This window comes from Singulisphaera photorubra, from assembly GCF_045290345.1.
Taxonomy (GTDB): Bacteria; Planctomycetota; Planctomycetia; order Isosphaerales; family Isosphaeraceae; genus Singulisphaera.
The window spans coordinates 4,816,750-4,838,784 of sequence record NZ_CP155447.1; the positions used below are offsets into that span (position 1 = coordinate 4,816,750).

Genomic DNA, 22,035 nt, shown 5'->3' on the forward strand with positions numbered 1-22,035 from the left:
AGGACCTTGAAAACATCTCCATCCCTTTGGTCTTTGTGAAGGAATACGCCAATGGCACGACCTATTCCCTGGCGGCGGGAGATCTCCGCTCCGTTTCACGTGATCCAGAATGAACTCAACCGGCTGATGGAGGAATATTGGAGCCCCTCGCGGTTGGGCCCCTCGGAGCCTGCTCCGATGGACCTCGAACCCACGGGTTGGAGCCCTGCGATCGATCTGTTCGAGACGGCCGACGAGATTGTTCTCGTCGCCGAGCTCCCCGGGGTCGATCCCGCCTCGATCGACCTCTCGGTCACTGGCAATATTCTCAACCTGCGCGGGGTCAAAAACCCTGATGCCCCGATCGAGGGGCACTTGCCGCTTCGTGAGCGGCAGTATGGTACGTTTCACCGAAAGATCGTGCTCTCAAACGAGGTCAACTTCGATGCAGCGCAGGCCGAGGCCCGTCTCGGCGTTTTGAGGGTCAGGCTTCCCAAGCAGGATATCGCCAAACCGCGAACCATCCCCGTCCAAAACGCCTAATCGAATCAGACCGAACGCGTTGGCCATCGTTCACCGTGCTTGTGGTACACTAAACAGGCTCGGCACTCCTTCTGTGATAAGCTGGAGCAATCTTGTCGATAACCCCGACCCACGGAGCGTTTGGACGATGGAGACGCCGAAGGTCCTTTGTTACGCCGCGATGATCGTCGCGGGCTTGGTCTGTTTGATCTTCCTTCTCGACGCGGCCCTGGGGATCCTTGGCCGGAACATTCTTCTCGATGTACTTTTCATCATCGGAGGAGCCTTCATCCTCTGGCAAGGGTTTGAGACTTCCCGCGAACTTCGATGACGTGACGAAAAAGATAAAAAGCTTGCGGTCAACTGGGCGTTCCTATCATGCAACGCACAATTGACCGCAAGCTTTTTTCGTTCGAAGTCAGGGATTTCGCCCCGAGCAACTTCTTCGAGGTCGCCTCATCCAGAGCTCATCCCTGGGCGGACATGTTCGCACGTTCGGTCGTGACGACTTCGACGATCGCCTCGACGAGCCCTTCCCAGGTATAGACCTTCGCCTCGGCGGCGACGTTCCACCCCAATCGCCTGGCAGTTTCCGACGTCACCGGGCTCAGGCTGGCCAGGCGAATCTCCCGACCGATCCGAGCGCGAGCGGACTCGGTCAGGAGCGAATGGAGCCGTTCGGTGATTGCGGAACTGGTCAAAGTGATCCAGTCGAGCGAACCTTGCTCGATCCGTGCCACCACGGCGGCAGGCAACGCGTCGGCGTCCGTATTCCGATAAACGGTGACCTGTTCGACGTGGGCAATCCTCTCGAGTTCGTCCTTCAGCACGGTCCGGCCCCGATCGGCCCGAGCGAGCAAGACTCGGCCTCCGAGCGCATGGGGCCTCAACGCCTCCGCCAGATCCTCCGAGCGGAACGAGTCGGGAATCAGGTCGGCCTTGAGATGGAAGCGACCAAGCGCTCGGGCCGTTGCCGGGCCGATTGCAGCCAGTTTCAGGTGCCCCAAGGCGCGAACGTCTCGACCAAGTAGGTCCAGCCGCTCAAGAAAGCTCTCGACACCGTTCGCAGATGTGAACACGAGCCAGTGAAACTCGGTGAGGCGTCCGATCGCGCGGTCGAGTTCCTCATAAGACTCGAGGGGTCGAATTTCCACGGTCGGCGCGATCAGGACCTCGGCCCCGATTGATTCCAGGGTCGCAGCCGACGGCTCGGCTTCACTCCTGGGACGGGTCACGACAATACGTTGGCCGAAGAGGGGGAGGTTCTCGAACCAACATAGGGCCGGCCGCCGCGACACCACCTCGCCCACGACCAGGAGGGCGGGAGGACCGAGTCCTGCCTCCGCGACTCGCTCGTGCAGGTTGGTTAGCGTCCCACTCACGGTTCGTTGACGCGGCAAGGTGCCGGCCTCGACGAGTGCGGCGGGGGTCGTCGCAGGCTTCCCCAGACGGACCAGGGTCTTGCAAATGCTCTCGAGGCGGGTCACTCCCATGTAGACGACCAGGGTCCCTGGAAATGCGGCCAGGGCGGCCCAGTCAAGCCGCCCCTGAGCCGACGACGCCTCGGGATCGTTGTGGCCGGTCACGAACGCGACCGCCGAAGCGGCGTCGCGATGAGTGACCGGGACGCCCGCATACGCAGTGACCCCGACAGCCGCCGTCACTCCCGGCACGACCTGAAAGGGCACGCCCGAGTGGCGAAGATACTCCGCTTCCTCGGCCCCGCGCCCGAAGACATACGGATCCCCCCCCTTGAGCCGAACGACGGTTCGCCCCGCCTTCGCATGCTCAGCTAGGAGCTCGTTGATTGCTCCTTGTGGCATGATGTTATGGCCAATCGACTTTCCCGCACAGATGAGCCGTGCGGTCTTCGGAGCCAGGTCGAGAAGCCGAGAGCTGGCCAGGTGATCGTAGACGACCACGTCGGCCAGCTTGAGCAGAGCTTCGCCTCGCCGGGTCAACAGGCCGGGATCACCAGGCCCGGCACCCACCAGGTAAACGATCCCAACGTTCTCTGCCATCCCGCTCTCATTCCCGAAATCCGAGTCGAACCGAGCCAGCCGATCAGCCAGACTCGGTTCGACGAACACTTTCCTGTTCGACCACTCAGTCAGTCTGTCGAACAGATGGCCCTAGTTTCTTCCGAGCGACCATGACGATGCCCAACTCATAGAGCACAATCATCGGCACGGCGAGCATGAGCATGCTGAAGGGGTCCTGACTCGGAGTCAGAACCGCACCTGCGACCACCATGACCAGGATGGCGATCTTTCGCTTGGAGCGAAAGTCGTCGACGTTGAAGATCCCGATCAAGGCGAGAAAAACCATGATCAACGGAGTCTGAAAGCAGATCCCAAAAACGAGGGGCAAGATCGTGGCAAAGCTCATCCAGTCTGCCAGGCGAAGCGTCGGCTCGATGCCAAGCCAGACGTTGAATTCCAGGAGGAACCTCAAGGTGACCGGGAGGACGCCGAAGAAGCAGAGGAAGACGCCGGACAGAAAGAGGCCGAGCGAGAACGGGAGAAACTTCGTCACGTAATGGCGTTCGTGGCGATAGAGCCCCGCGGCGATGAACGCCCAGAGCTGGTAGAAGACCCAGGGGCTGGCGATCACAAGTCCCGCGACCAGACAGACCATAAAGAAGATCGTCATCGTTTCCAGAGGCGCCAGCGAGATCAAGGCGTTGCTCGGCCTCATCCCTTCGTTGACGATCTTGATGATTCCCGACTCCATGTAGCGGATCGGGAACGTCAGGTTCTTATCCTTGACGCTCTTCGCATCGGGGAGCTGGAGCCCGGGGGCGATCTTGCCCAATTCCGCCAGAAAAGCGTCTGCCGGAATGATGGCCTGGGCCGTCTCCGAAACAACTCCATCCGCGTCGGCGACCTCGGCCCGCCGCACTGCTTGTTCGTTATAAAACTCCGTCAGCGCGGCCTGGGCAGGCTCCACCATCTTGTTCATGATCCGCTGTCCCAGGTTGACACCGGGGATCAAGGTCAAGACCACGCCGATGACGAGACCATAGAGGGCGAGGATCAATCGGAGGCGTAATTCTTCAATGTGATCACCAAAGCTCATGGTGACCATCGTCTGTTCTTCGGCGAAGAGATCGTTATCGGTCGGCATTGGATGTGGACCACCCTAACGAAGCCTAGGGCTAAGCCGGTCGGCGGGCAATTGGTGAGGGGAGGAGACGCGGGTCGCGACGGCCGATCCCGAGGCCGGGACCCTTTTTTGGTGCGGCACCGCCGTGGGCCTCTCGGGGACGACCGATTCGGGCGGGAGCGTTCCTTGAGCAATAAGTCTACCACACGCCAATCGTGGGTTTCCAGCGAGAAACCGTTTCCCGGATTTCCGTCCGCGACTCGGGTGGACATCGCCTCGCCGCTCTCGTTACAAAGAGGGCCCTGGTCTCCTCTGTTGATGTGGTCTGGGAGTGCAAGGCCTCTCGCCTGGTGCGCAGTGAACAACGTCGGACGCCGGAAGATGGTAGGGGTTCCCACTCCGAGACCTCTCGCCACGCCGACGCAACTCGATGACAATCATCAAGGACCTTCGATGCTGGATCCACCCCTGTACCCCTTGCGGTTCGAGCCGATCCTCAAAGAGCTGATCTGGGGCGGTCGAAGGCTCGAAACCATCCTCAATAAACGCCTCGGCGACGGTTCGCGCTACGCGGAGAGCTGGGAGATCGCCGACCACCGCGACGACGTCAGCCGGGTGGACGAGGGGCCGCTCAAAGGAGTCTCGCTCCGCGACCTGATTCAGACGCGGCGCGACGAGTTGCTCGGTCGGTACGTGGGCCCATTGACGCAGTTCCCCTTGCTGGTCAAGTACATTGATGCGCACCAGGTCCTCTCCGTGCAGGTGCATCCCGATGACGCAAAGGGCAAAGTCTTAGCCAACGACAACGGCAAGACCGAAGCCTGGGTTATCCTCCATGCCGAACCCGGCAGCCTGATTTATGCGGGGCTCAAGCCAGGAGTCACCCGCTCCGAGTTTGCTGAATCCCTCAAAACGGGCGAGGTCGAACCACTCCTGCACCGGTTTGAGGCAAAGCCGGGCGCCTGCATCATGATTCCCGCGGGCACTGTCCACGCTATCGGCGCGGGGGTGGTCCTGGCGGAAATCCAGCAGATGTCCGACGCCACGTTTCGCGTCCACGACTGGGGACGGGTCGGAACCGACGGAAAGCCCAGGCCGCTTCACCTCGCCGAAGCCCTCGAATCGATCGATTTTGCCGCAGGTCCGGTCAATCCCCTGGACCCGACGCCAGAGCCAATCGCCGGAGGAACTCGAGAGCGGCTCGCCCATTGCCCCTACTTCGCGCTCGAGCGGCTCCGCTTGAACGGGCCGACGACCGTGGGAAGCGATGACCGTTTCACGATTTTGCTCGGACTGGAAGGCGACACCGAGATTCGGAACGGGGAAAGCGCGGAACTTCTCGAGTTCGGCCAAACACGTCTCTTGCCTTCGTCCCTTGGCAATTGCCAGCTTGTTCCACGGGGCGAGTCGGTCGTCCTGACCTGCGTCGTCCCTTGAAGTGGCCTTGGAGAGCCGTTGCATGACTGATGAATCGCCATTGACCGGGGAGATCCACTTCACCCGGCTCTTTCCGTGGCTTCGCCTCTTCCGAGGGATCGGCGTCTCCATCGACCCGAAGAAGCTCTTTCTCGCCGCAATCGGCCTGATCGCCTTGAACGCCGGTTGGGGAGCCCTGGATCGCGCTTTTCCCAACTCGGATCCGCGCATCCCGGCCGGATTGAGCTCATTGGCCGTGGCCTCGACCCCAGCGCGAGGGGACAGCGGCTTCGACCTTGGCCTCTCACTCTGGCAATTGACCGAACCGGTTCAATGCCTGATCACCCCGTTCGTCGCCATCTTCTCGGTGCGGACCGGCGGGATTTCGCTCCTGCACGCTTTCCTCGCCGCGGTCTGGGCGGTCGTCGTCTGGGGACTCATCGGTGGCGCAATCGCCAGAATCGCCACGGTTCAGGTGGCCACCGGCGAGCGCATGGGGGTCAAGAACGCCCTCAAGTTCGCGTTCGGCAAATCAGTCCCCCTCGTCCTGGGGCCACTCAGCCCGCTCCTGGGAATCGCCATCCTGACGGTTCCTTGCGTCTTTTTCGGACTCCTCTATCGCTTGCCAACGTCGATCGGCCCTATCGTCGCGGGCCTCCTCCTCGTGCTTCCCCTGCTGGCCGGCCTGGTCATGGCCCTGATCCTGGTTGGACTGGCAACCGGCTGGCCCTTGATGCATGCGTCGGTCGCCGCCGAAGCGGAGGATGGGTTCGATGCTTTGAGCCGATCTTATGCTTACGTTTTCCAGCGTCCCCTTCGCTATGCCTTCTATCTGATCCTGGCATGGATCATCGGACTCGCCGGGATCGTCTTCGTTTCCCTTTTCGCGCAACTCGTGGTTCAGATGGCCCAATGGGCCCTGAGCTACAGTGCCCCTCACGATCAACTCCAGGCGCTACTTCAGCCTGGTCGTGTCCCTCTGGATTCGGCGGCCGCGAAACTCCACACATTCTGGCTGGCGGTCGTCGGGCTATTGGCCCACGGCTGGATCTACAGTTACTTCTGGTCGGCCGCCTCGACGATTTATCTGCTCCTCCGGCAAGACGTCGATGGGACGGACTGGCGGCAGGTCGCGCTCCCCCCTGCTCCACCCAATCCGCTCCTGCCCGCGGTCGAACCCATCAGCACCCCGGACAACCTGAACACCGCGGGCATGGAGTAAGCCACGGGATCGAAGCTTCCTGAAGGGCGTTTCAGGCGGCTGTCTCCGCGATCTCATTCATGTCAGGCGGCCCGCCTGAGCCTCCATCGGCGGCCGCCTGAAAACTCTTCCCTGGCCTCTTTTCGGCCTCGTCGCCGGTCAGGCGATCAGGAAACCCACCGTCACCCCCTGGATTTTCCAATCCGATTCGTCGGATCGATTAGAAATTTTTCCAGGCCCCATTCACAAACTTCCCCTCGAACATGGTCGCCGCGACGGGCAAGTGAGATTCGAGCACAAGAACATGAGGATCGGCATCTTCTCGGTCGGGCAGTTCGATCACGGCAAGGTCGGCTGACTTGCCAGGCTTGAGGCTCCCGGTCGTCGTCTCGGCACGGAGTGCCCAGGCTCCAAAGAGCGTTCCCATCGTGAGCAAAAGCGGTCCGCTGAGTGAGTCGTCACGGCGATGAAGAAACCGCATCTCATCGAGTACGCTCAAACTGGGACTGGAGGCCAGGCTGTCCGTCCCCAGGCAGACCACGACTCCACGCTCGAGCATCGCACGATAGGGATGAGGGGCATGGCCGAAGCGAGCATGCGTGCGCGGACAATAGGCGATCGCCACGCGATGATTGTTCGGAGCCGCCTCAGGTCGGAATTGCCAGAATTCCGACGGATTGAGATAGGTCCCGTGGGCGATCAGCCAGTCGGCATTGCGAAGTTCACCCCGGCGCACATAGTCGGCTGGACGCGGGCTGATCGGTTCCCACTCTTCGTCCCATGCCCCTAGCTTTTCGAGAAAAGCACGAAGCGCACCGCTGCCACGCTCTAATAATTCGAGTTCTTCGGGCATCTCGGCCAGATGCGTCGACAGCGGGAGACGACTCGCGGCGGCCTTGTGATAGAGCCAGCCCGAGGTCGAATAAGGGGCGTGCGGACTCAGACCAGGGCGGGCGTTCGCGATCACCTGCGCTTCAGGACGAATCGAACCAATCCAATCCCAGGCTTCGGCGCTGGTCTGGAGCCCGCGGGCCCGCTTTAGGCCGATCAATTCGGCAAAAACGACGGCCCGCATGGGGGCCTCCGCCACCTGGTCCCAGCTCAGGCCTGCTGTCGTCGTGTCGGCTAGCGACGTGGTCCCCGCCCGGATGCTTTCCTCCAGGTTTCGACCGACCGCCGCTTGGAGTTCCTCCGTTGAGCCTTTCTTCCGCTGCTCCACTACACGAAGCAACCAATCCACCTCGTCCTCGACAGCCTGCTCCCCGAGATGGTTCTGGTTCGGGCCCTCGATCGCGGAAAGTTCGAGATGGGTGTGCGTGTTGACGAAGCCGGGAACAATCGCGAAGTTCCCCAGGTCGAGGTCGGCGACTCGTTCCCGCGCGGATCCAACCCAGGCAATCCGCCCATCCTGGATCGTGAGACAGCCATCAGCGATCGGCTCCCCCTCGACCGGAAACACGTAGCGAGCCGAGAGAGTCAGCGAAGACGATTTCATTCGTGAACCTGGACCACGGAAGGAAGGAATCGAAACCTGTCCGCACTCAGTTCAAGGAATGGAACGCCTCGAGCGAATCGGCCTTGCTCGAATCCGGCTTCAGCTTGCGTTTGCCAGGGCCTCGATTCAAGAGGGCGATCAGGTAAGCCGAAGCAATCCCACCAACAACGACGATCCACCAGTGGTAGAGCCCTTGCTTGGGGTCGCGATAGATCCAAGTCGCGACTTCGTGAGTGGAAGGATCGCTCACCCAAGAACTGAGCAAAATCGCCATTCCATTGTTGAGCACATGAAACACAATACCAGGAACAATGCTTCCACTGCGAACCGCGAGAAGTCCCAGGACGACCCCCAGCAGTGTCGCGTTGAAAAGTTGCTGGAAGAGACTCAACAGGACGTGAAGAAATCCAAATAAGAGGGCCTGGAGCAAGATGGCCGAGCGCGTACTATGACCCGACTCGAGGCCTGCCAGAATATACCCACGGAAGGCGAACTCCTCGCAGATCGCCGGGATCACGGCGAAGAGCAAGAGCGCCACTTGCAGGTTCGGCAGCTTGGTCATCATCTGATCGAGGGCCGCCTTGATCAGCGGCGAGACCGGAAAGAGCTGTTCGACGATCGGCCGCAACTCATTGACCAATGGGTTCAGCGCGAATGCAAGTCCGATCGCCAGGAGCAGATAACACGTCTTGGGCCAGTAAAGGCGCAAGGTTCGACGTGGCGATGAGGTGAGCACAAAGGCCATCGCCAGTGGAGGAGTCAGGATGAATGCCACCTGACCGGCGGCCATGATCGTGGTCGAACTGCCCAGGCCCCTCGCCGTGAGGTACTGAATCAGAAACCAGGCCGAGGTCAACATGAGGACGAAGCAGAGGAGTGCTTCCCCCCCGGTGGGAGTCGGCTCCTTGTCACGAAGCAGGTGGCGGATCCAGCTCTTCAATTCGAACCGCTCCGCCTCGCGGAACAGCACGTCCTCACGCTGGAACTGGTCGATCGCCCAGCGCAGGGCGATGCCGCCGTAGACGATCGTCGGGACCAGCACCGGCAAAAAATAGCGCCAGGCGTTGGCGTAGTCACCGAGGATCAACGCTCGGAGGAGCAGTGAGACTCCGGTGACCGGCACCAGACTATAGAACAGGTTGAGCTCGATCCCAGGGGCGAGCGTCAGGAAGATCAGCGGCAGGCAGACCAGGTAGAGGGGCGTCATGTAATACTGCCCCTCCTTCATGCTTTTGGCGAGAACCGCAAGTGCCAGGCAGATCGCGCTGAAGAAAACGGACAGAGGGATCAGAAGCAGGAGCATCCAGAACGCGGCGGTAAACGTCGGTGGAGCGATCACCGAGGAAAGGCGGCGATGGCCGCCACCAGTCGCGATGCCGCTCACCTGATTGGCAAGTTGGATGCCCGTTAAGCCCATACTGACCAGATTCAAGAGCGCGGTCATCATGCTCGCCAGGACGACCGTGAGAAACTTGCCCATCACGATCTCAGCGCGCGAGGCGGGGCTGATCAGGAGCGTCTCCATCGTGCCCCGTTCTTTCTCGCCGGCGCAGAGGTCAATCGCCGGGTAGAACGCCCCGGTCAACGACATCATGACCAGCAAGAAAGGGAAGAGCCGCGACCAGACGCTGCCCCCGACTTCCGACTCGGTGGCGATGTCAACCGACTTGATCGCGATCGGCTCGGTATAGCTGGGCGGCTTCTGGTCGCGTTCCAGGCGGGCCGACACGATCTTTTTCTTCCAGCGGGAGAAGACCTCTTTGACCCGCAAATTCGTGATCTGGCTCGGTTCATCCGTGCTGTCGTAGAGGATCGGGGTTTCGACCGACTCCAAGCTCTCCGCCTTCTCGAGGCGCTGGATCAAGTCGGGAGGAAGCACCACGACCGCTTCGGCAACGCGATCGCGAATCGCTTGCTCACGGACCGACTCATCGAGCCAGGGGGGCTCGGCCCGTTCGACCCGAACGCGAAGCTTGGTGGCCTCGTCGGGCGAGTCGAAGAGCGAAACGTCGAATCCATTCTTCTCGGCGTTCAGCAGGGGAACGACCGTTGGGAGGAATTCCGAGCCGATGACGAGGGCGGTTCGTGGTTTCTGTTCGAATGCCGCCGAGAACTGAACGACCCCAATCCCGAGGATCGGGTAAAGCAGGATCGGCAGCACGAAGATCATGAACAAGGTGCGCCGGTCACGCACTTGATCGCGGACTTCGCGGCGAAAAATCACGAACACATTCGACCAGCGCATTGGACTTAAATCTCGTCGAGGACCGGATCACGAAGGTCGACGCCCACTTTGGCCCCCAGCATCGAGGTCACTCATCCCAGGACGTCGCTGTGTTCACAGTGGGATCGTGCTCGATACTCTTGGCATTCTCGACGAGGAAGAAGAAAAGTTCCTCGAGGTCGGGCTGCCCGTACCGGGAGAGCAGTTCATGGGGCTCCCCTTCGGCTTGCACCCTTCCTTTGTGGATAATCGCCACCCGCGAACAGAGCTTTTCGACCTCGTGCATCGAGTGCGTCGAAAACACGATCGTCTTGCCCTGGTCGCGCAGCTCGGCAATTTTCTGGAGGACGGCACGGGCGACCAGGACGTCGAGTCCCGAGGTCGGCTCATCGAAGATCAGGACCGGTGGGTCGTGGACGATCGTCCGGGCGATCGAGACCTTCTGCCTCATCCCGGTCGACATTTTCGAGCCCAACGTGTCGCGAAAGTCGTTCATCTGGAGCCAGTCGAAGATTGTCTCCATGCGGTCGCGCAGCCGAGCCGGAGTCAGGCCGTAGAGCCTGCCAAAGTATTCGACGAGCTCCCAGGCCGACATCCGGTCGTAGATCCCGGTGCTCGCCGACATGTACCCGATATTTTGTCTGACCGCCTCGGGGTCGGTCATTACGTCGTAACCGGCCACCACAGCGCGCCCGCCCGTCGGCTTGAGCACCGTGCTCAGAATCCGCAAGGTGGTCGTTTTGCCGGCACCATTAGGGCCGAGCAAGCCGAAAATGGCTCCGGGATGGCACTCGAAACTAATGCCGCCAACGGCCGAGACCCAGCCGCGCTGATAGTCGAGGAAGGATTTCGTAAGATTCTCGACCTTGATCACGCGAACACTCAACGAATGAAGAGGCGAAGGTGAATAACTCTCGCTCAGAACGAACGGAGAGGGAACGGTCCGATCCCGTGTCGCCGGATTCCATCATCAAGCGCAAGCGACGAGCACGCAAGCCCCCGGCTCTCACTCCCGCTCCGTTCTTCTCCCACGCTCAAAGCACAGTCAAGAGCGCCGGCGCCGCACGCTCCTCAGCATCGATATATTCGTAATAAACGTTACGTTGCCTGGGAACGTAACCGGCTTCGCGAATGGCCCGCTTGATTTCGTCGAGGGAGAGGTAGTAGACGGTCCCCGCCGAAGCGACGACGTTCTCCTCGATCATCAGGCTGCCCATGTCATTGGCGCCGAAGTAGAGTGCGAGCTGGCCGATTTTCGGACCCTGGGTCACCCAGGAGGACTGGATGTTGGGCACGTTGTCGAGGTAGAGCCGCGAGACGGCCTGCGTCCGCAAGTATTCGAACGAACCCGACGCCGGGACGTCAGCCATCTCGGTGTGCTCGGGCTGAAACGTCCACGAGATGAACGCCGTAAGCCCGCCAGTCTCATCCTGGAGTTGGCGAACGCGTTCGAGATGCTCGATGCGTTCTTCGAGGGTCTCGATGTGCCCGAACATCATGGTGGCCGTCGAGCGGCCGCCGAGTTCGTGCCAGACCCGATGGACGTTGAGCCAGTCATCGGTCATGACCTTGCCCCGCGTCATCGCCTTGCGAACCCGATCGACGAGGATCTCCCCGCCCCCCCCCGGGAGACTCCCCAGGCCGGCCTGTTTGAGCCGTTCGAGCACGGTGCGGAGCGGAAGCTTCGCAACCTTGGTGAAGTGGTGGATCTCAGGCGGGCTGAACCCGTGAATATTGACCTGAGGGAAGTTGGCTTTGATCTCTGTGAGAAGGTCTTCGTACCACTCCAGGCTCAGGTGAGGGTGGAGCCCCCCTTGCATCAAGATCTGATCGCCACCGAGCGCGACGGTTTCGCGGATCTTCTCCAGCAAGACGGGACGATCGAGCACGTAGGCTTCAGTATCACCGACCTTGCGGTAGAAGGCACAGAAGTCGCAAACAGCCGTACAGACGTTGGTATAATTAATATTCCGATCGATATTGTACGTTCGGAACGGCTCGGGATGGAGCCTCTTGCAGACGGCGTCGGCGGCGCGGCCCAGGGAGAGAAGGTCGGCCGAGCGGAGTAGCGTGACGCCATCTTCGAACGTCAGGCGGCCTCCCTCAACCACGTGCTGCAAAATCGCTGGGACGGTGGAAGACAAGGTCAGCTCCTCGGGGAATCAGCCCCAACTGCGCCGCCATCTGGGCGAATCGACGGAGCCCGGCTAGCTCCGACTCACCCAGCTCATACGAGAGTACGCGGGTGAGGTAATCGTAACACGTTGCGAAGTCGAGGCCGAGCCTCGGACCATGTTCAGAGGCCAGTTCGCTCGCATGCGTCAGACCTTCCGTCCGACACCGTGCGAGGATTTCCGGCAGGTCGCCCAGGTCGACACCCGGCCGAGCGACCCAAAGTGCGAACACAAACGGCAGACCGGTCATCGCATTCCAGGCCTCGGCCAGGTCGACGACCGCATGGAACGGGGCATCCGGGACAGTCATCGCCCGGTCGCCAATCACGAGCACGGCATCCGCGGTGCTCTCCAGCGCCGACATGCCCATCGGCAAAATCTCGAGTCGATCAGGCCGAACGCCGTGCGCGGAATCGAGCCAGACTCGGGTCAACACCTGGCTCGTTCGCGAGCCGGCATCGAGCGCAAGCCGCTCAATCTGCCCAAACGGAACTCGGCTAAAAAGCTTCACGCTCCGGACCGGCCCCCGTGCCGCGATCGCGAACCCAGGGAGCACCTCGTAGCCCAGTCCGGCGCCAACCCCCCGGAAATACTCCACCGCCGGAATCAAGGCAATATCCAACTCCCCCTGCCGCAAGCGGTCCGCCAGACGGCTTGGCAGGTCCAACTCGACCTGCACCATGGGAGACGCTTCATCCAACCGGTAGTAAAGAGGCTTCGCGTTGAGATAGCTCACCACCCCGACGCGCACCGGAGCTGACATTGCACTCCCCTCCTACCCACCAGAACCGCGGTTCCCTCGCAGCTCTTAACATCCCTTTCGGTCGGAATTTCAGAAGCTATTGAAATTATAGACAGGGACAAGCCCATCGCAACCCCGATTGTCGGGTCTACGGACTCTAAGGCCTGGGCCAGGAAACCGCATAGTGCCCCCCATCCCGGGTCTCGAACCACGACGTGGAACCCTTGCCCCCAAAGTCTACCCGTACCTGCTTCGAGGCGTGACGATTGAACGCTGCAACCAGGTCTGGTCCACCGACATGACGCACATGACAGTAACGGCCAGGGAGGTCACAACTCTTTCGGCGCGAGCGGGCCAGACTGAAATCGGTGGGTTTCGGCGAAGTGGCTCGGGATGGGGTGACTTGGACGCCGGACGGATTGGTCTAAACTGGTGAGAGGGAATCGGCCACGAGGGCAGACGGGATCAAAAAAAGGCGCCTCGGGGCGGTGCATAAGGGACTCCGCACCCGAGGCTTGGCCGCCGGAAGTTCGCTGCTTCCTTGGGCCCGAATCCAGCTTGCCACAAACCTGGGGCTCGTCAAGGGGCACGTCAGCCTCGACAGCGACGGTGTCTGCTCAAGGGGTGCGAGAAGGTCTTCCGACCGACCCATCCTCAGGCCCGGTACTGTAGCCCCGAATGCCGCGCGGCGGCGCGGCGGTGGCGGCGAAGGCAGGCCAGCAGGCAGTATCGCCGGACCTCCAACGGCCAGGAGAAACGCCAGGCACAGAGCCGGCGTTACCGGTGTCGCTGCGCCGAGCGGCGGCGTGCGAAGGAAGTCCAAACGGCCGATCTCGCGGGGCCGGACACTTCCTGTTCCTGTCCCGAGCCGCCGTCCGAGGGCCAGCGCCCAGGCGACAATTCCGGATTGTTTCGCTGCGACCATCCGGGGTGAGAAGCGCGGTTCGCACCCTCGAAACGCTCCCCATGTCAGCGGTTCTGTAGCCCGACTTGCCGTCAGGCGTTACGGCGCGTGATCGAACGGGAACGAGTACAGTCGGTGGCCATGCACCTAAATCAAGTAAACCAGGAGGCTTGAGCAAGCTACCAAGACTCGCGGACAGGCCTGCACCCTCACTAAATTTCCCAGATTTCCCAATTGAAGTGCATGGCCACTGATGGTCCTCCTGTGCGCGCAGGCCGGGCGACGACTCGGATTTCGCAGTTACTAAGAGACTCTTTCCTCCAGTAATTGAAGCATTGTCGAATCGTTTTTTCTTTTCGCAATGTCGAAGGGAGAGAGATTGGCGTTGTTGAGATGATTTGGATTAGCCCCGTAGCGGAGTAGCATGGAAACCATCTCGTAGTTTCCTCGTGCGTTTAATGCCGCTGTCCACAATGGCTGATTTCCGTGCCTGTCGCTGATCGAGACAGCAGTGGACACCGTTCTAAGCAGGTGGACCTGGTCTTTCTGGATATTGAATGATGTGCAAACCCTGGGTGCCACGGGTTGTACTCAACCCGTGAGCCAAAACCGGGCAATCGCTCACGGGTTGAGTACAACCCGTGGCACCCAGCAGCCTTTGGATCGCGACGGTCACCCATCAGAAAATCAAAGAAAACCGAAACCAACGGCTTAGCAAGGCTTCGAGCACTCCGGGCAATTTGTGCTCGATTGCGTAGTGCAGGGCAGTCATCCCATTCGCATCCTGAATCGTGACATCGGCTCCAAGTTCCAGCAGCAATTCGACCGCCTGGACCTGCTTCTCAGCGATCGCACAATGGAGAGCAGTTGATCCAAAGGTGTTTTTGAATTGATGTCGATTCCCGACTCTACTGTACTCCGAAGTGCAGTGAGGTTCCTGAGCCGTGCAAACCCATGAATGTCATTCTTGACCATGGTGATCCCCTCACTATTAATATCGTCGGCTTCGATTTGGCCCAAAGGCTTCTGGTCGATAATTCGCCGGATTGTTGTATTCGTCGAGGAACTGCTTCCGTGAGATTTCTCCATTCAAAAAGCAGTCGGCGGCCATGCACCTAAATCAGGCAAACCAGGAGACTTGAGCGAGCTACCAAGACTCGCGGCCAGGTTTGCAGTTTTGCTAAATCCCCCAGACCTCCCAATTAAAGTGCGTAGCCACTGATGGTCCTTATCGTCGTTGCTCGGCACTGACCAAGGCGGCCGCAAAGGGGAGGACGAAGGTCTCCAGACGCGACAGGTGGCCTTCGACGAGTTCAGGGAGGACTTCCGCCTGGGCCAACATTTCCTTCAATGGGGTGTCGTATCGAGGGTCCATAGCAGGCCTCGCTTGCTGAAACATCCATTACGCAAATAAATAGTACCAAACGAGTTTAATCCTCGATCAAGCGGCGATTCAGTAGCACTACATGGCTGTCTTTCGCTTTCAGAGCTCGGGGTGGTGGGGAGAGGGTGGAGGGCTGACGGGGGCGGGCAATCTTTGGTCAAGGCCCCGCGCCAAGCTCCGTCTCGACGAGATTCGTCAACTGTTCGACCACGTTCCAATCAAGATTACAGTGAGTGTTTTCGAGGATTTTGAACACTTGCTGCTCGATTCCGGCATCGTACCCATGCTTTCGCTCATGGAGTTTCGAGAACTTCAGCATCCAATAGTAGCTATTATACAAAAGCTCCTCGGCCGTTGCGTGAAGCTCACCCCGCTCAAGGAGGGACGGCCAACGGGAGAATAGAAGATATCGCCGAAACGCCACGCCGTACTCCGGATCGTTAGGATCAATCACAATTTCACCTCCAATGGATGACAGCATAACGTCGAGGTCTTGATCTAGGCTCACCAAGGCCTGATCCGGTATGAGGACTTCGTTCATTGCAGCCTCCAAGAACTCAATCTGGGATGTGAATCACTTTGACGCTTATACCTTTATACTAAAAGAGAGTCGAGAACTGTGAGGCAGTTTCGGTGTCCGATACGAGCCACTGTGAGTAGTCGGCGGCCATGCACCCAAATTAGGCAAACCAGGATACTTGAGCAAGCTATCAAGACTCACGGACAGGTTTGCAGTTTTACTGAATCCTCCAGTCCTCCCCCAATTGAAGTGCATGGCCACTGATAACCCGCGGGCGCTGGGCCAGAAGCCAAGGTGGTCGTGGCGGGAGGGGTGGAGGACGGACGGGGTGGGGACCCGCAGCCCGCATGGCGGTCTTTCCTTCTCCCTGATGGCTCAACAGTTTGGAAAATCGGTTGCAGAAAACTCGGTGCCATGAGCTTCGTCGGTAGTGCCAAGGATCTCCCCCGCCGTAAAAACCTTGTCTACAAATCCGTGCTCCATGACCCTCCCACTATGTAATCGGACGTACGACAACGCTACAACAAATATACACTCAACCATATATTTATTACAAATTTCTACTTGAGTGCAAATACTGTCCAGCAACTCAACCCCGATACAAGACAAATCATTGCAATAAATACACTAACGAACATAATTCACACGAATTGCCACGTCTGTCGGTTTCGGTCAGGATGGGCACAACTATTTCGGGCCAGTGAGAGCCACCTGAGCGGTTGCGGCGTGAATCGTTTGGCTCATGCCACTGAGCGTGCGCCGGATCGTTTATCAGCCGCAGCCTGATTCGGAGCCATTCGACGTCCTGCCCAGGGCGGTCAGTCACCGGGGGCCGGGATGATCTCCATCGAGCATCCATGGAACTTCGCGTTGAAGCTGCTCGCATAGCTCGACGGTGGCCGCGAACAGGCTCAGCCTGGTCACTGCGGCGTACAAATCGAGGTGATTCCCGGACGCTCCGCATTTGAAACATTTGCAGATATTTGATCTCGTATTTGCGGAGAAGCTGCGGCTCGAACCTGTGGTGGAACGATGGATCGGGCATGGGCCGCGAACCTGATCCCCGGAAGTCTCGTAGGGAACGAAGCCGATCAGCCCCAGGACTTCAGCCATGGTCACCTTGGCCCGTGCCTCCCCGAAGCGAATACCTGGCATGAGAGGGGTCCGAGGGCTCTGTCCAAGATCGGCATGCACCAAGGCGTGATGTCGTCGGGGACAGAGAAGAGGAACCCGTACGAAATCCGCACGGCCTCGAAAATGCCTAGGCTCGCACATGCAAATGCATTGAAATATTTGTGCTCACGGAAAGATGCCTGGGATTCACTGATTGGGGTTGATGTGTTGCCATCCGGAAACACATCAACTTTCTCCTCCGAATCCACCACGATGTTCGGTGAGTCGGGCGCACGTGCCGCTCGGCGCAATGATGCGAAAGTGAGTCCGATCAACCGGCATCATACTTGGGCAAATTTCCGGTGTCGTCAAGCGATATTCCCGGAAAATAACGAGACCAACAAGTTGTGAGCCACTTGACCGAAACCCACAGATTTCGGCCTGGCCCGCGCACGCCGAAATAGTTGTGCTCTCCCGGACCGTTACTGACACGGGAGCGGCGGTGGTCTTACCCGGCTTGAGCCCGAAGCCTGCGAAAAAAACACATTAACATATTTCGCATTTCTCCAATCATTCATGCTTTCCAAACAAGATCAGAAGAAAGGAACTGGTGATTGTCAGCGAGCGCCTTGAGTTCATGAGCAGAGCTTGGACCATACCGGCAGCCATCCTTCGCGTAGAACCATTACGCCATCGAGTGGTTCCTTCGCCAATAGTGGGGTTCCGCCGTCTGGGTAAGGAGTTGACGTTGCCGTCACCCCCTCCCCTAACCAAGGACCTGCGCAAAAACAACCGGTCAAATTGACTTCGACTGCCACAGATAAGCGATCACTGAAGCAGGACAATTGGCTTCGCCGAACGGAACTTGGGGGCTTTAAGCCCACGCGGAATCTGCACACCGCCCCGACCGCAGCGTGGGCCCCCAGTCCTTCCGAAGAAACCCCACCCTGTCGTAGCGGGTCGGCCCCGCTGCTCTCTGGCGTTAGGCGTGCATCAGCCGGCCTCGCGGCTCCGGCACCAAACGGCCGAGCTCTCGCGCCGTCTCAATCCACTCCTGGATGACGATTTCGACATTCGCCAGCGCCTCCCGCTACGTCGCCCCATCGGCCGCGCAGCCCGGTAGCTCCGGAACTTCGGCGATGAATGCCTGGTCGCGCTGGCTCCAATACAGGATGATCACGTAGCGGATATCACTGCCCATCATTGCCCTCCGGAGTTGGCCTGCTCCCATCATCGCCGGGCGACTCCCCATCAAAGGGCAATTCTACCTCCGGCTCGCCCGCCAAGCCATTGGAGACGATGACCCCACCGGACTTGCTTGACCTGGTACGCTTTCGCCTGGCTGCCGCTGGGTTGGAGGTTGAGGATCTCCGCCACTTCGTCGCGGGTGAACATATAATGATTGCCACGGACGCACTCGGCGAAACCCAAGTGGGCGAGCAGGGCGCGGAGGTCATCAAACCAGATGTTCGCATCCGTGCTGCCGCGAAGGATACCATCCAAGGTTTTCGAGACTTTTCTCGCAGAAGCACGCCCCCCGGCCCACGCTCCCGCGACACGCCTTACGAGTCAGTTGAGCAGGCTCGACCGATAAGCATAAGGTCTGACCGACAAGGCAACACCCCGCCAGGCCGGTGCCCTGCACCGCCGGGTCAGACATCCATCGCTTGCCAATACGTTCAAAATTCCATCCGCTGAAACGCTTTGATTCCGATCCTGAGCGGCAGGAAGGTCCCGACCGCGCCGATCACCAGGCTCGTGACGACGGAGATCGTCATCCAGAAGCGAAACCGTTCTTCCGAGAGAACGACCGTTCGGAATTCGCTGGTATCTTGACCTGCAAAGTAGAGGTGGCAGGGCAAGGCCAGCGCGGTCACGATCGCGAAGATGAAGACCAGGCTGACCAGCAGATTCAAGGTCCCGCCGAAGCCGGCGGCAATCTTCGAAGGATCGGTCTCTTTGAGGTTGGGCAAGCGTGCCCCCAGCCCGACACTGATTCCGGAAAGACCCAGACAGAGGACCGCAACCATCCCCATATGAAGCGCTATCATGGCCGTGCTCATGCGCAACATCAGGTCGCTCAGAACGACCAGGACTTCGGTGGCCACGAGCGAGATCCCCGAGGCGAAGGCGAACTTTCCCCAAAGAATGGCTTCCCGCTTCAGAGGGAGCAGGCCGAGCACCCAGAAGTTGCGTCCTTCGAGGGAGAGCAGTGGAAAAATGAAACGGCTCGTGAACGTGGAAAGAATCAGGGCGGTCACGGCGAGGTTCAGGAAGCTGACGAGGTTGCGCCAGTATGGGCTCTGGACGTCATAGCTGAGCCGGCGAATGTTCAGGAAGTAGAACGCCAGGAGACCGAAAAAGATCAGGAATTGCGACCACTGCGCAGGGTCGCGGCGAAAGGTCCGCAAATCTTTGAGAATCAGGAGCCGGACCGGTCTGGGGATGAAGAAGAAGAGACGGTGGAAGCTGGCGTCGATCCAGTAGAGTCCCGACCGCCGCCGCGATGACCGCCCCCCCTGGACCCGGCTGTAGCCTTGGCGGTAGAGGTCGCGCGCGACCACGGTTGCCACCAGGTAGCAAAGGCCCGCGTGCGCGGTGAGCACCATCAGGTAAAAAAGGCCATCCGACCAATTCCCCCGCGCCGAGGCCAGCAAGCCGGCCGACATCCAACGACTGGGCAGAAGCGGGTTTTGGCTAAATGCCAACCGCCCGAGTAGTCCGCCCAGCCAGTCGGTTGAAAGGGCCGAACCGGGTGCAGTCATCACCTGTGAAACCACGAAGGCCGCCGCAATCAAGATCAAGACCCCAACCAGAATCAGGACGGTCTTCTGCCTCCTCGGGAAAAAGTTGGCCACCAAGATGGCCGCCACCGCCCCCAAACTGCCCGGGATCATAACGAACGATAGGAGATAGATCAGGAAGACCGCGTAGAACGACCACCTGGCGTTCACGGTGATCCCGAAGGCCACCATCATTGGACTGACCAGCAGGAGAAACCCCCAGCTCGAAAAGCCGATCGCCTCAACAAACTTGTAGACGAAGATCCGATCGGTCGAGGCAGGCGTCGTCAAAAGAAATGCAGCCTCCCGCGACTGAAAGAGCCCCGCGTAAACGATAATGCCCGTCGAAACAAAGAGCATGATCAAGAGCGACAAAAAAAACATACTGAAGAGGTACTCGATGATCGTATTCTTTAAATCAACGTACATACCAATAAACATAAATCCTTCAAAAAAAATACCGAACAGCACGGTCCAGAAGACCGCGCTACAGGCAAGAATCATCAGGCAACGCAGCAGGGAGCCAGACAGAAGCGAGCGAACCGTATTCTTGATCAGCCGACCACGGTGACTGTGAAAGGCCCGGGCCACCTGCCCGGCCGTGGGCAGGCTGACCGCCACTTCGCTCGATCCTCTCATCGAAGAGGTTCTCCGTTCGGGACCATCACCCGGCCGTTCGCGAGGGGGCGATTCCCTCCGGTCAGATTCAGGAAGAGGTCTTCGAGTGGGGCATGCGACTGGAGTTGTTCGCGAAGCTCGGCGAGGGTTCCTCGGGCAAGCATTCGGCCGTGGTCGACGATCCCGATTGTGTCTGCCAGCTCCTCGGCAATCGAGAGGAGGTGGGTCGACATGAGCACGGCGACGCCCGAGCGGGCCTGGGAAACGAAGAGGTCTTTGACGATCCGAGCGCTGCGGGGATCGAGACCGACCAGCGGCTCATCAACGATCAAGACCTTGGGGTTATGAACCAAGGCCGATGCGAAGACGACGCGTTGTTTCATCCCTTGCGAGTAGCTTTCGCAGAGTTCGTCCACGAAGTCAGTCATCTCGAAGGTCTCGACCAACTCGGCGAGCCTGGCGTCGGCCTGTCGACGCTCGAGTCCGTACATCTCGACCACGAAGCGGAGGAATTCCCGTCCGGTCAGCTTTTCGTAGAGGTAGGGCTGGTCGGGAACGTACGCGAGAAGTTGCCGAGCCTCCTGACTGGCCGCGAGATGACCGCCGACCCGCACGGTTCCCATCGTCGGCGCGAGCAGGCCGCAAACCATCTTGATGGTCGTGGTCTTGCCGGCTCCATTCGGTCCGAGGAATGCGAACAACTCGCCCGCGCGGACGGTGAGGTCGAGTTGATCCACGGCCTTCTTGGGCCCGAATGACTTCGTCACGCCGCGGAGTTCGATCATCGTCCTGGGACCTCAAGGCCTGGGGGGGTCCGGCGACTCGGGATTCGCTCCAGGACCAGTTTTACGAACGGGAACGGCACTTCCTGGCGAAGCACCAGACCATCCGGGCGAACCCACGTCCGCGACGATAGGGGGGTCATCTGGTGAACCACCTCCAGAACGGTCACCGGGCTATTATCCCAGTGGATCACACAGCGGCGCGACACATCCACCCCGACCGTCTCGATCCTCCCCGTGAAGGGGCTAACCATCTGCGTTTCCCACTTCTGGCCGACCTGCAGTCCAGGCAGCCGATCGAACGGTCCCAGCGCGTTCTGGACCAGGCTTCGAGGCTCGTAGTCGAGTGTACGGGTCTGGTTGAACAGCGGGAGTTGCCCTCGACAGACCACCTTGAGTTTTCGCTTGTGACGCGTGCCGGTGATGGTCAGCAAGTCGTCCGGGTCACCGTCCGATCGGACCGACGCCGTGAACGATTGAAGATTGCCGGCGGGGTCGATCTGATAGTGACTCCCCACCTCGAGCCGAGAGTCAGAATCGTTGGAGAGAGGCGTTCCTCTCAGGAGCCCACCGGCGTTGAAAGCCACGGTGCTCGTGATTTCAAACCCACCCTCGGGTTTCCGGCTCGAAGTTGTCGAGGCCGTGCCGACGATGCGCCGGGTCTCGGGTGAAAGGGGATTGTCGATCACTTCGACCGACCAACTGGACGGCTCGGCATTTTCCTCGGCGCTTGCAATCGTCCGAAGGTCGGGCGGCCTGACGAAGCCCAGCTCGGGCAGGACATCTCGCCGGATTAGGCTCGATGCGCCGACGACCCAGTAGAGCAAGATGGCGATACAGACCAGGCGAGGGGCATGATAGCGACGCTCCGTCCTGACTTCTCTGTTCAACTATATTGCAGGGAAGTGGCGACGAATAGTGCCCAGATTTGGGAGGCCGGATTCAAGGCTCACCCCCCGGAAGTCCGATTCCTTTTTTCACAAATTCCAAGGCTTGGAGGTTGACCTGACTTCGGGTTGACTCGAAGAATGACCGGGCGTATCCTTCGCGACCGATCTCTCTGCTTGCCTCGA

Annotated in this window: 21 protein-coding genes and 2 pseudogenes; 4 read left to right on the plus strand and 19 right to left on the minus strand. The window is 59.8% G+C overall.

Annotated features, from left to right (window positions below; genetic code table 11):
- Positions 1-51: 51 nt before the first annotated feature.
- Positions 52-522, plus strand: a complete 471-nt coding sequence (locus V5E97_RS18175) for an Hsp20/alpha crystallin family protein (RefSeq protein ID WP_406700699.1) — start codon at positions 52-54, stop codon at positions 520-522.
- A 127-nt stretch (positions 523-649) separates the two neighbouring features.
- A complete protein-coding gene (locus V5E97_RS18180) occupies positions 650-832 on the plus strand; it encodes a hypothetical protein (RefSeq protein WP_406700700.1) in 183 nt (60 codons plus the stop codon).
- Between the two features lie 136 nt (positions 833-968).
- On the opposite strand, the gene cobA is transcribed toward V5E97_RS18180, so the two are convergent.
- Both cobA and tatC read right to left on the minus strand, forming a co-directional pair.
- Positions 969-2,522: a uroporphyrinogen-III C-methyltransferase gene (gene cobA, locus V5E97_RS18185; protein ID WP_406700701.1), complete on the minus strand. Its 1,554-nt coding sequence runs from the start codon at positions 2,520-2,522 to the stop codon at positions 969-971.
- Positions 2,523-2,607: 85 nt separating this feature from the next.
- Positions 2,608-3,627 carry a twin-arginine translocase subunit TatC gene (tatC, locus tag V5E97_RS18190; RefSeq protein ID WP_406700702.1) on the minus strand — a complete coding sequence of 340 codons (1,020 nt, stop codon included), beginning with the start codon at positions 3,625-3,627 and terminating at the stop codon, positions 2,608-2,610.
- 432 nt (positions 3,628-4,059) lie between these two features.
- Between tatC and V5E97_RS18195 the strand changes: the two genes are divergently transcribed.
- Together V5E97_RS18195 and V5E97_RS18200 are read left to right on the plus strand one after the other, a co-directional pair.
- Positions 4,060-5,043: a type I phosphomannose isomerase catalytic subunit gene (locus tag V5E97_RS18195; RefSeq protein WP_406700703.1), complete on the plus strand. Its 984-nt coding sequence runs from the start codon at positions 4,060-4,062 to the stop codon at positions 5,041-5,043.
- 22 nt (positions 5,044-5,065) lie between these two features.
- Positions 5,066-6,244, plus strand: a complete 1,179-nt coding sequence (locus V5E97_RS18200; protein ID WP_406700704.1) for a hypothetical protein — start codon at positions 5,066-5,068, stop codon at positions 6,242-6,244.
- Positions 6,245-6,443: 199 nt separating this feature from the next.
- Here the strand turns inward: V5E97_RS18200 and V5E97_RS18205 are convergent, their stop codons facing one another.
- The 17 genes and pseudogenes from V5E97_RS18205 to V5E97_RS18285 form a co-directional block, all read right to left on the minus strand.
- A complete protein-coding gene (locus tag V5E97_RS18205) occupies positions 6,444-7,718 on the minus strand; it encodes an amidohydrolase family protein (protein WP_406700705.1) in 1,275 nt (424 codons plus the stop codon).
- A 46-nt stretch (positions 7,719-7,764) separates the two neighbouring features.
- Entirely contained in the window at positions 7,765-9,963 is a 2,199-nt protein-coding gene (locus tag V5E97_RS18210) for an ABC transporter permease subunit/CPBP intramembrane protease (protein WP_406700706.1), read from the minus strand.
- 67 nt (positions 9,964-10,030) lie between these two features.
- Entirely contained in the window at positions 10,031-10,816 is a 786-nt protein-coding gene (locus tag V5E97_RS18215; RefSeq protein WP_406700707.1) for an ATP-binding cassette domain-containing protein, read from the minus strand.
- Between the two features lie 160 nt (positions 10,817-10,976).
- A complete protein-coding gene (mqnC, locus tag V5E97_RS18220; protein WP_406700708.1) occupies positions 10,977-12,086 on the minus strand; it encodes a cyclic dehypoxanthinyl futalosine synthase in 1,110 nt (369 codons plus the stop codon).
- On the minus strand, positions 12,046-12,879 hold the full coding sequence (locus tag V5E97_RS18225; protein ID WP_406700709.1) for a menaquinone biosynthetic enzyme MqnA/MqnD family protein: 834 nt from the start codon (positions 12,877-12,879) through the stop codon (positions 12,046-12,048). The genes mqnC and V5E97_RS18225 overlap by 41 nt, the downstream gene beginning before the upstream one ends.
- A 1,186-nt stretch (positions 12,880-14,065) precedes the next feature.
- The gene (locus V5E97_RS18230) at positions 14,066-14,344 is read right to left on the minus strand and encodes an ankyrin repeat domain-containing protein (RefSeq protein ID WP_406700710.1); all 279 of its coding nucleotides are present in this window, start codon (positions 14,342-14,344) and stop codon (positions 14,066-14,068) included.
- A 97-nt stretch (positions 14,345-14,441) separates the two neighbouring features.
- On the minus strand, positions 14,442-14,612 hold the full coding sequence (locus V5E97_RS18235) for an ankyrin repeat domain-containing protein (RefSeq protein ID WP_406701182.1): 171 nt from the start codon (positions 14,610-14,612) through the stop codon (positions 14,442-14,444).
- Between the two features lie 141 nt (positions 14,613-14,753).
- Positions 14,754-14,873 (minus strand): GH-E family nuclease, encoded by a 120-nt coding sequence (locus tag V5E97_RS18240; protein WP_406700711.1) that lies wholly within the window; start codon positions 14,871-14,873, stop codon positions 14,754-14,756.
- A gap of 117 nt (positions 14,874-14,990) precedes the next feature.
- Complete coding sequence (locus V5E97_RS18245) at positions 14,991-15,137, minus strand: hypothetical protein (RefSeq protein ID WP_406700712.1); 147 nt, start codon at positions 15,135-15,137, stop codon at positions 14,991-14,993.
- A 166-nt stretch (positions 15,138-15,303) separates the two neighbouring features.
- Entirely contained in the window at positions 15,304-15,687 is a 384-nt protein-coding gene (locus tag V5E97_RS18250; protein WP_406700713.1) for a hypothetical protein, read from the minus strand.
- Between the two features lie 801 nt (positions 15,688-16,488).
- Positions 16,489-16,941: a CHC2 zinc finger domain-containing protein gene (locus tag V5E97_RS18255; RefSeq protein WP_406700714.1), complete on the minus strand. Its 453-nt coding sequence runs from the start codon at positions 16,939-16,941 to the stop codon at positions 16,489-16,491.
- Between the two features lie 412 nt (positions 16,942-17,353).
- A pseudogene (locus tag V5E97_RS18260) lies at positions 17,354-17,413 on the minus strand (hypothetical protein); the annotation flags it as partial.
- Between the two features lie 348 nt (positions 17,414-17,761).
- A pseudogene (locus V5E97_RS18265) lies at positions 17,762-17,980 on the minus strand (type II toxin-antitoxin system HicB family antitoxin).
- Between the two features lie 50 nt (positions 17,981-18,030).
- A complete protein-coding gene (locus tag V5E97_RS18270) occupies positions 18,031-18,282 on the minus strand; it encodes a type II toxin-antitoxin system HicA family toxin (RefSeq protein ID WP_406700715.1) in 252 nt (83 codons plus the stop codon).
- Positions 18,283-18,458: 176 nt separating this feature from the next.
- On the minus strand, positions 18,459-20,201 hold the full coding sequence (locus tag V5E97_RS18275; RefSeq protein ID WP_406700716.1) for a putative ABC transporter permease subunit: 1,743 nt from the start codon (positions 20,199-20,201) through the stop codon (positions 18,459-18,461).
- Positions 20,198-20,965: an ABC transporter ATP-binding protein gene (locus tag V5E97_RS18280; protein WP_406700717.1), complete on the minus strand. Its 768-nt coding sequence runs from the start codon at positions 20,963-20,965 to the stop codon at positions 20,198-20,200. Before V5E97_RS18280 ends, V5E97_RS18275 begins: the two co-directional genes overlap by 4 nt.
- Positions 20,962-21,852, minus strand: coding sequence for a hypothetical protein (locus V5E97_RS18285; protein WP_406700718.1), 891 nt, complete (start codon positions 21,850-21,852; stop codon positions 20,962-20,964). Before V5E97_RS18285 ends, V5E97_RS18280 begins: the two co-directional genes overlap by 4 nt.
- Between the last annotated feature and the right edge of the window lie 183 nt (positions 21,853-22,035).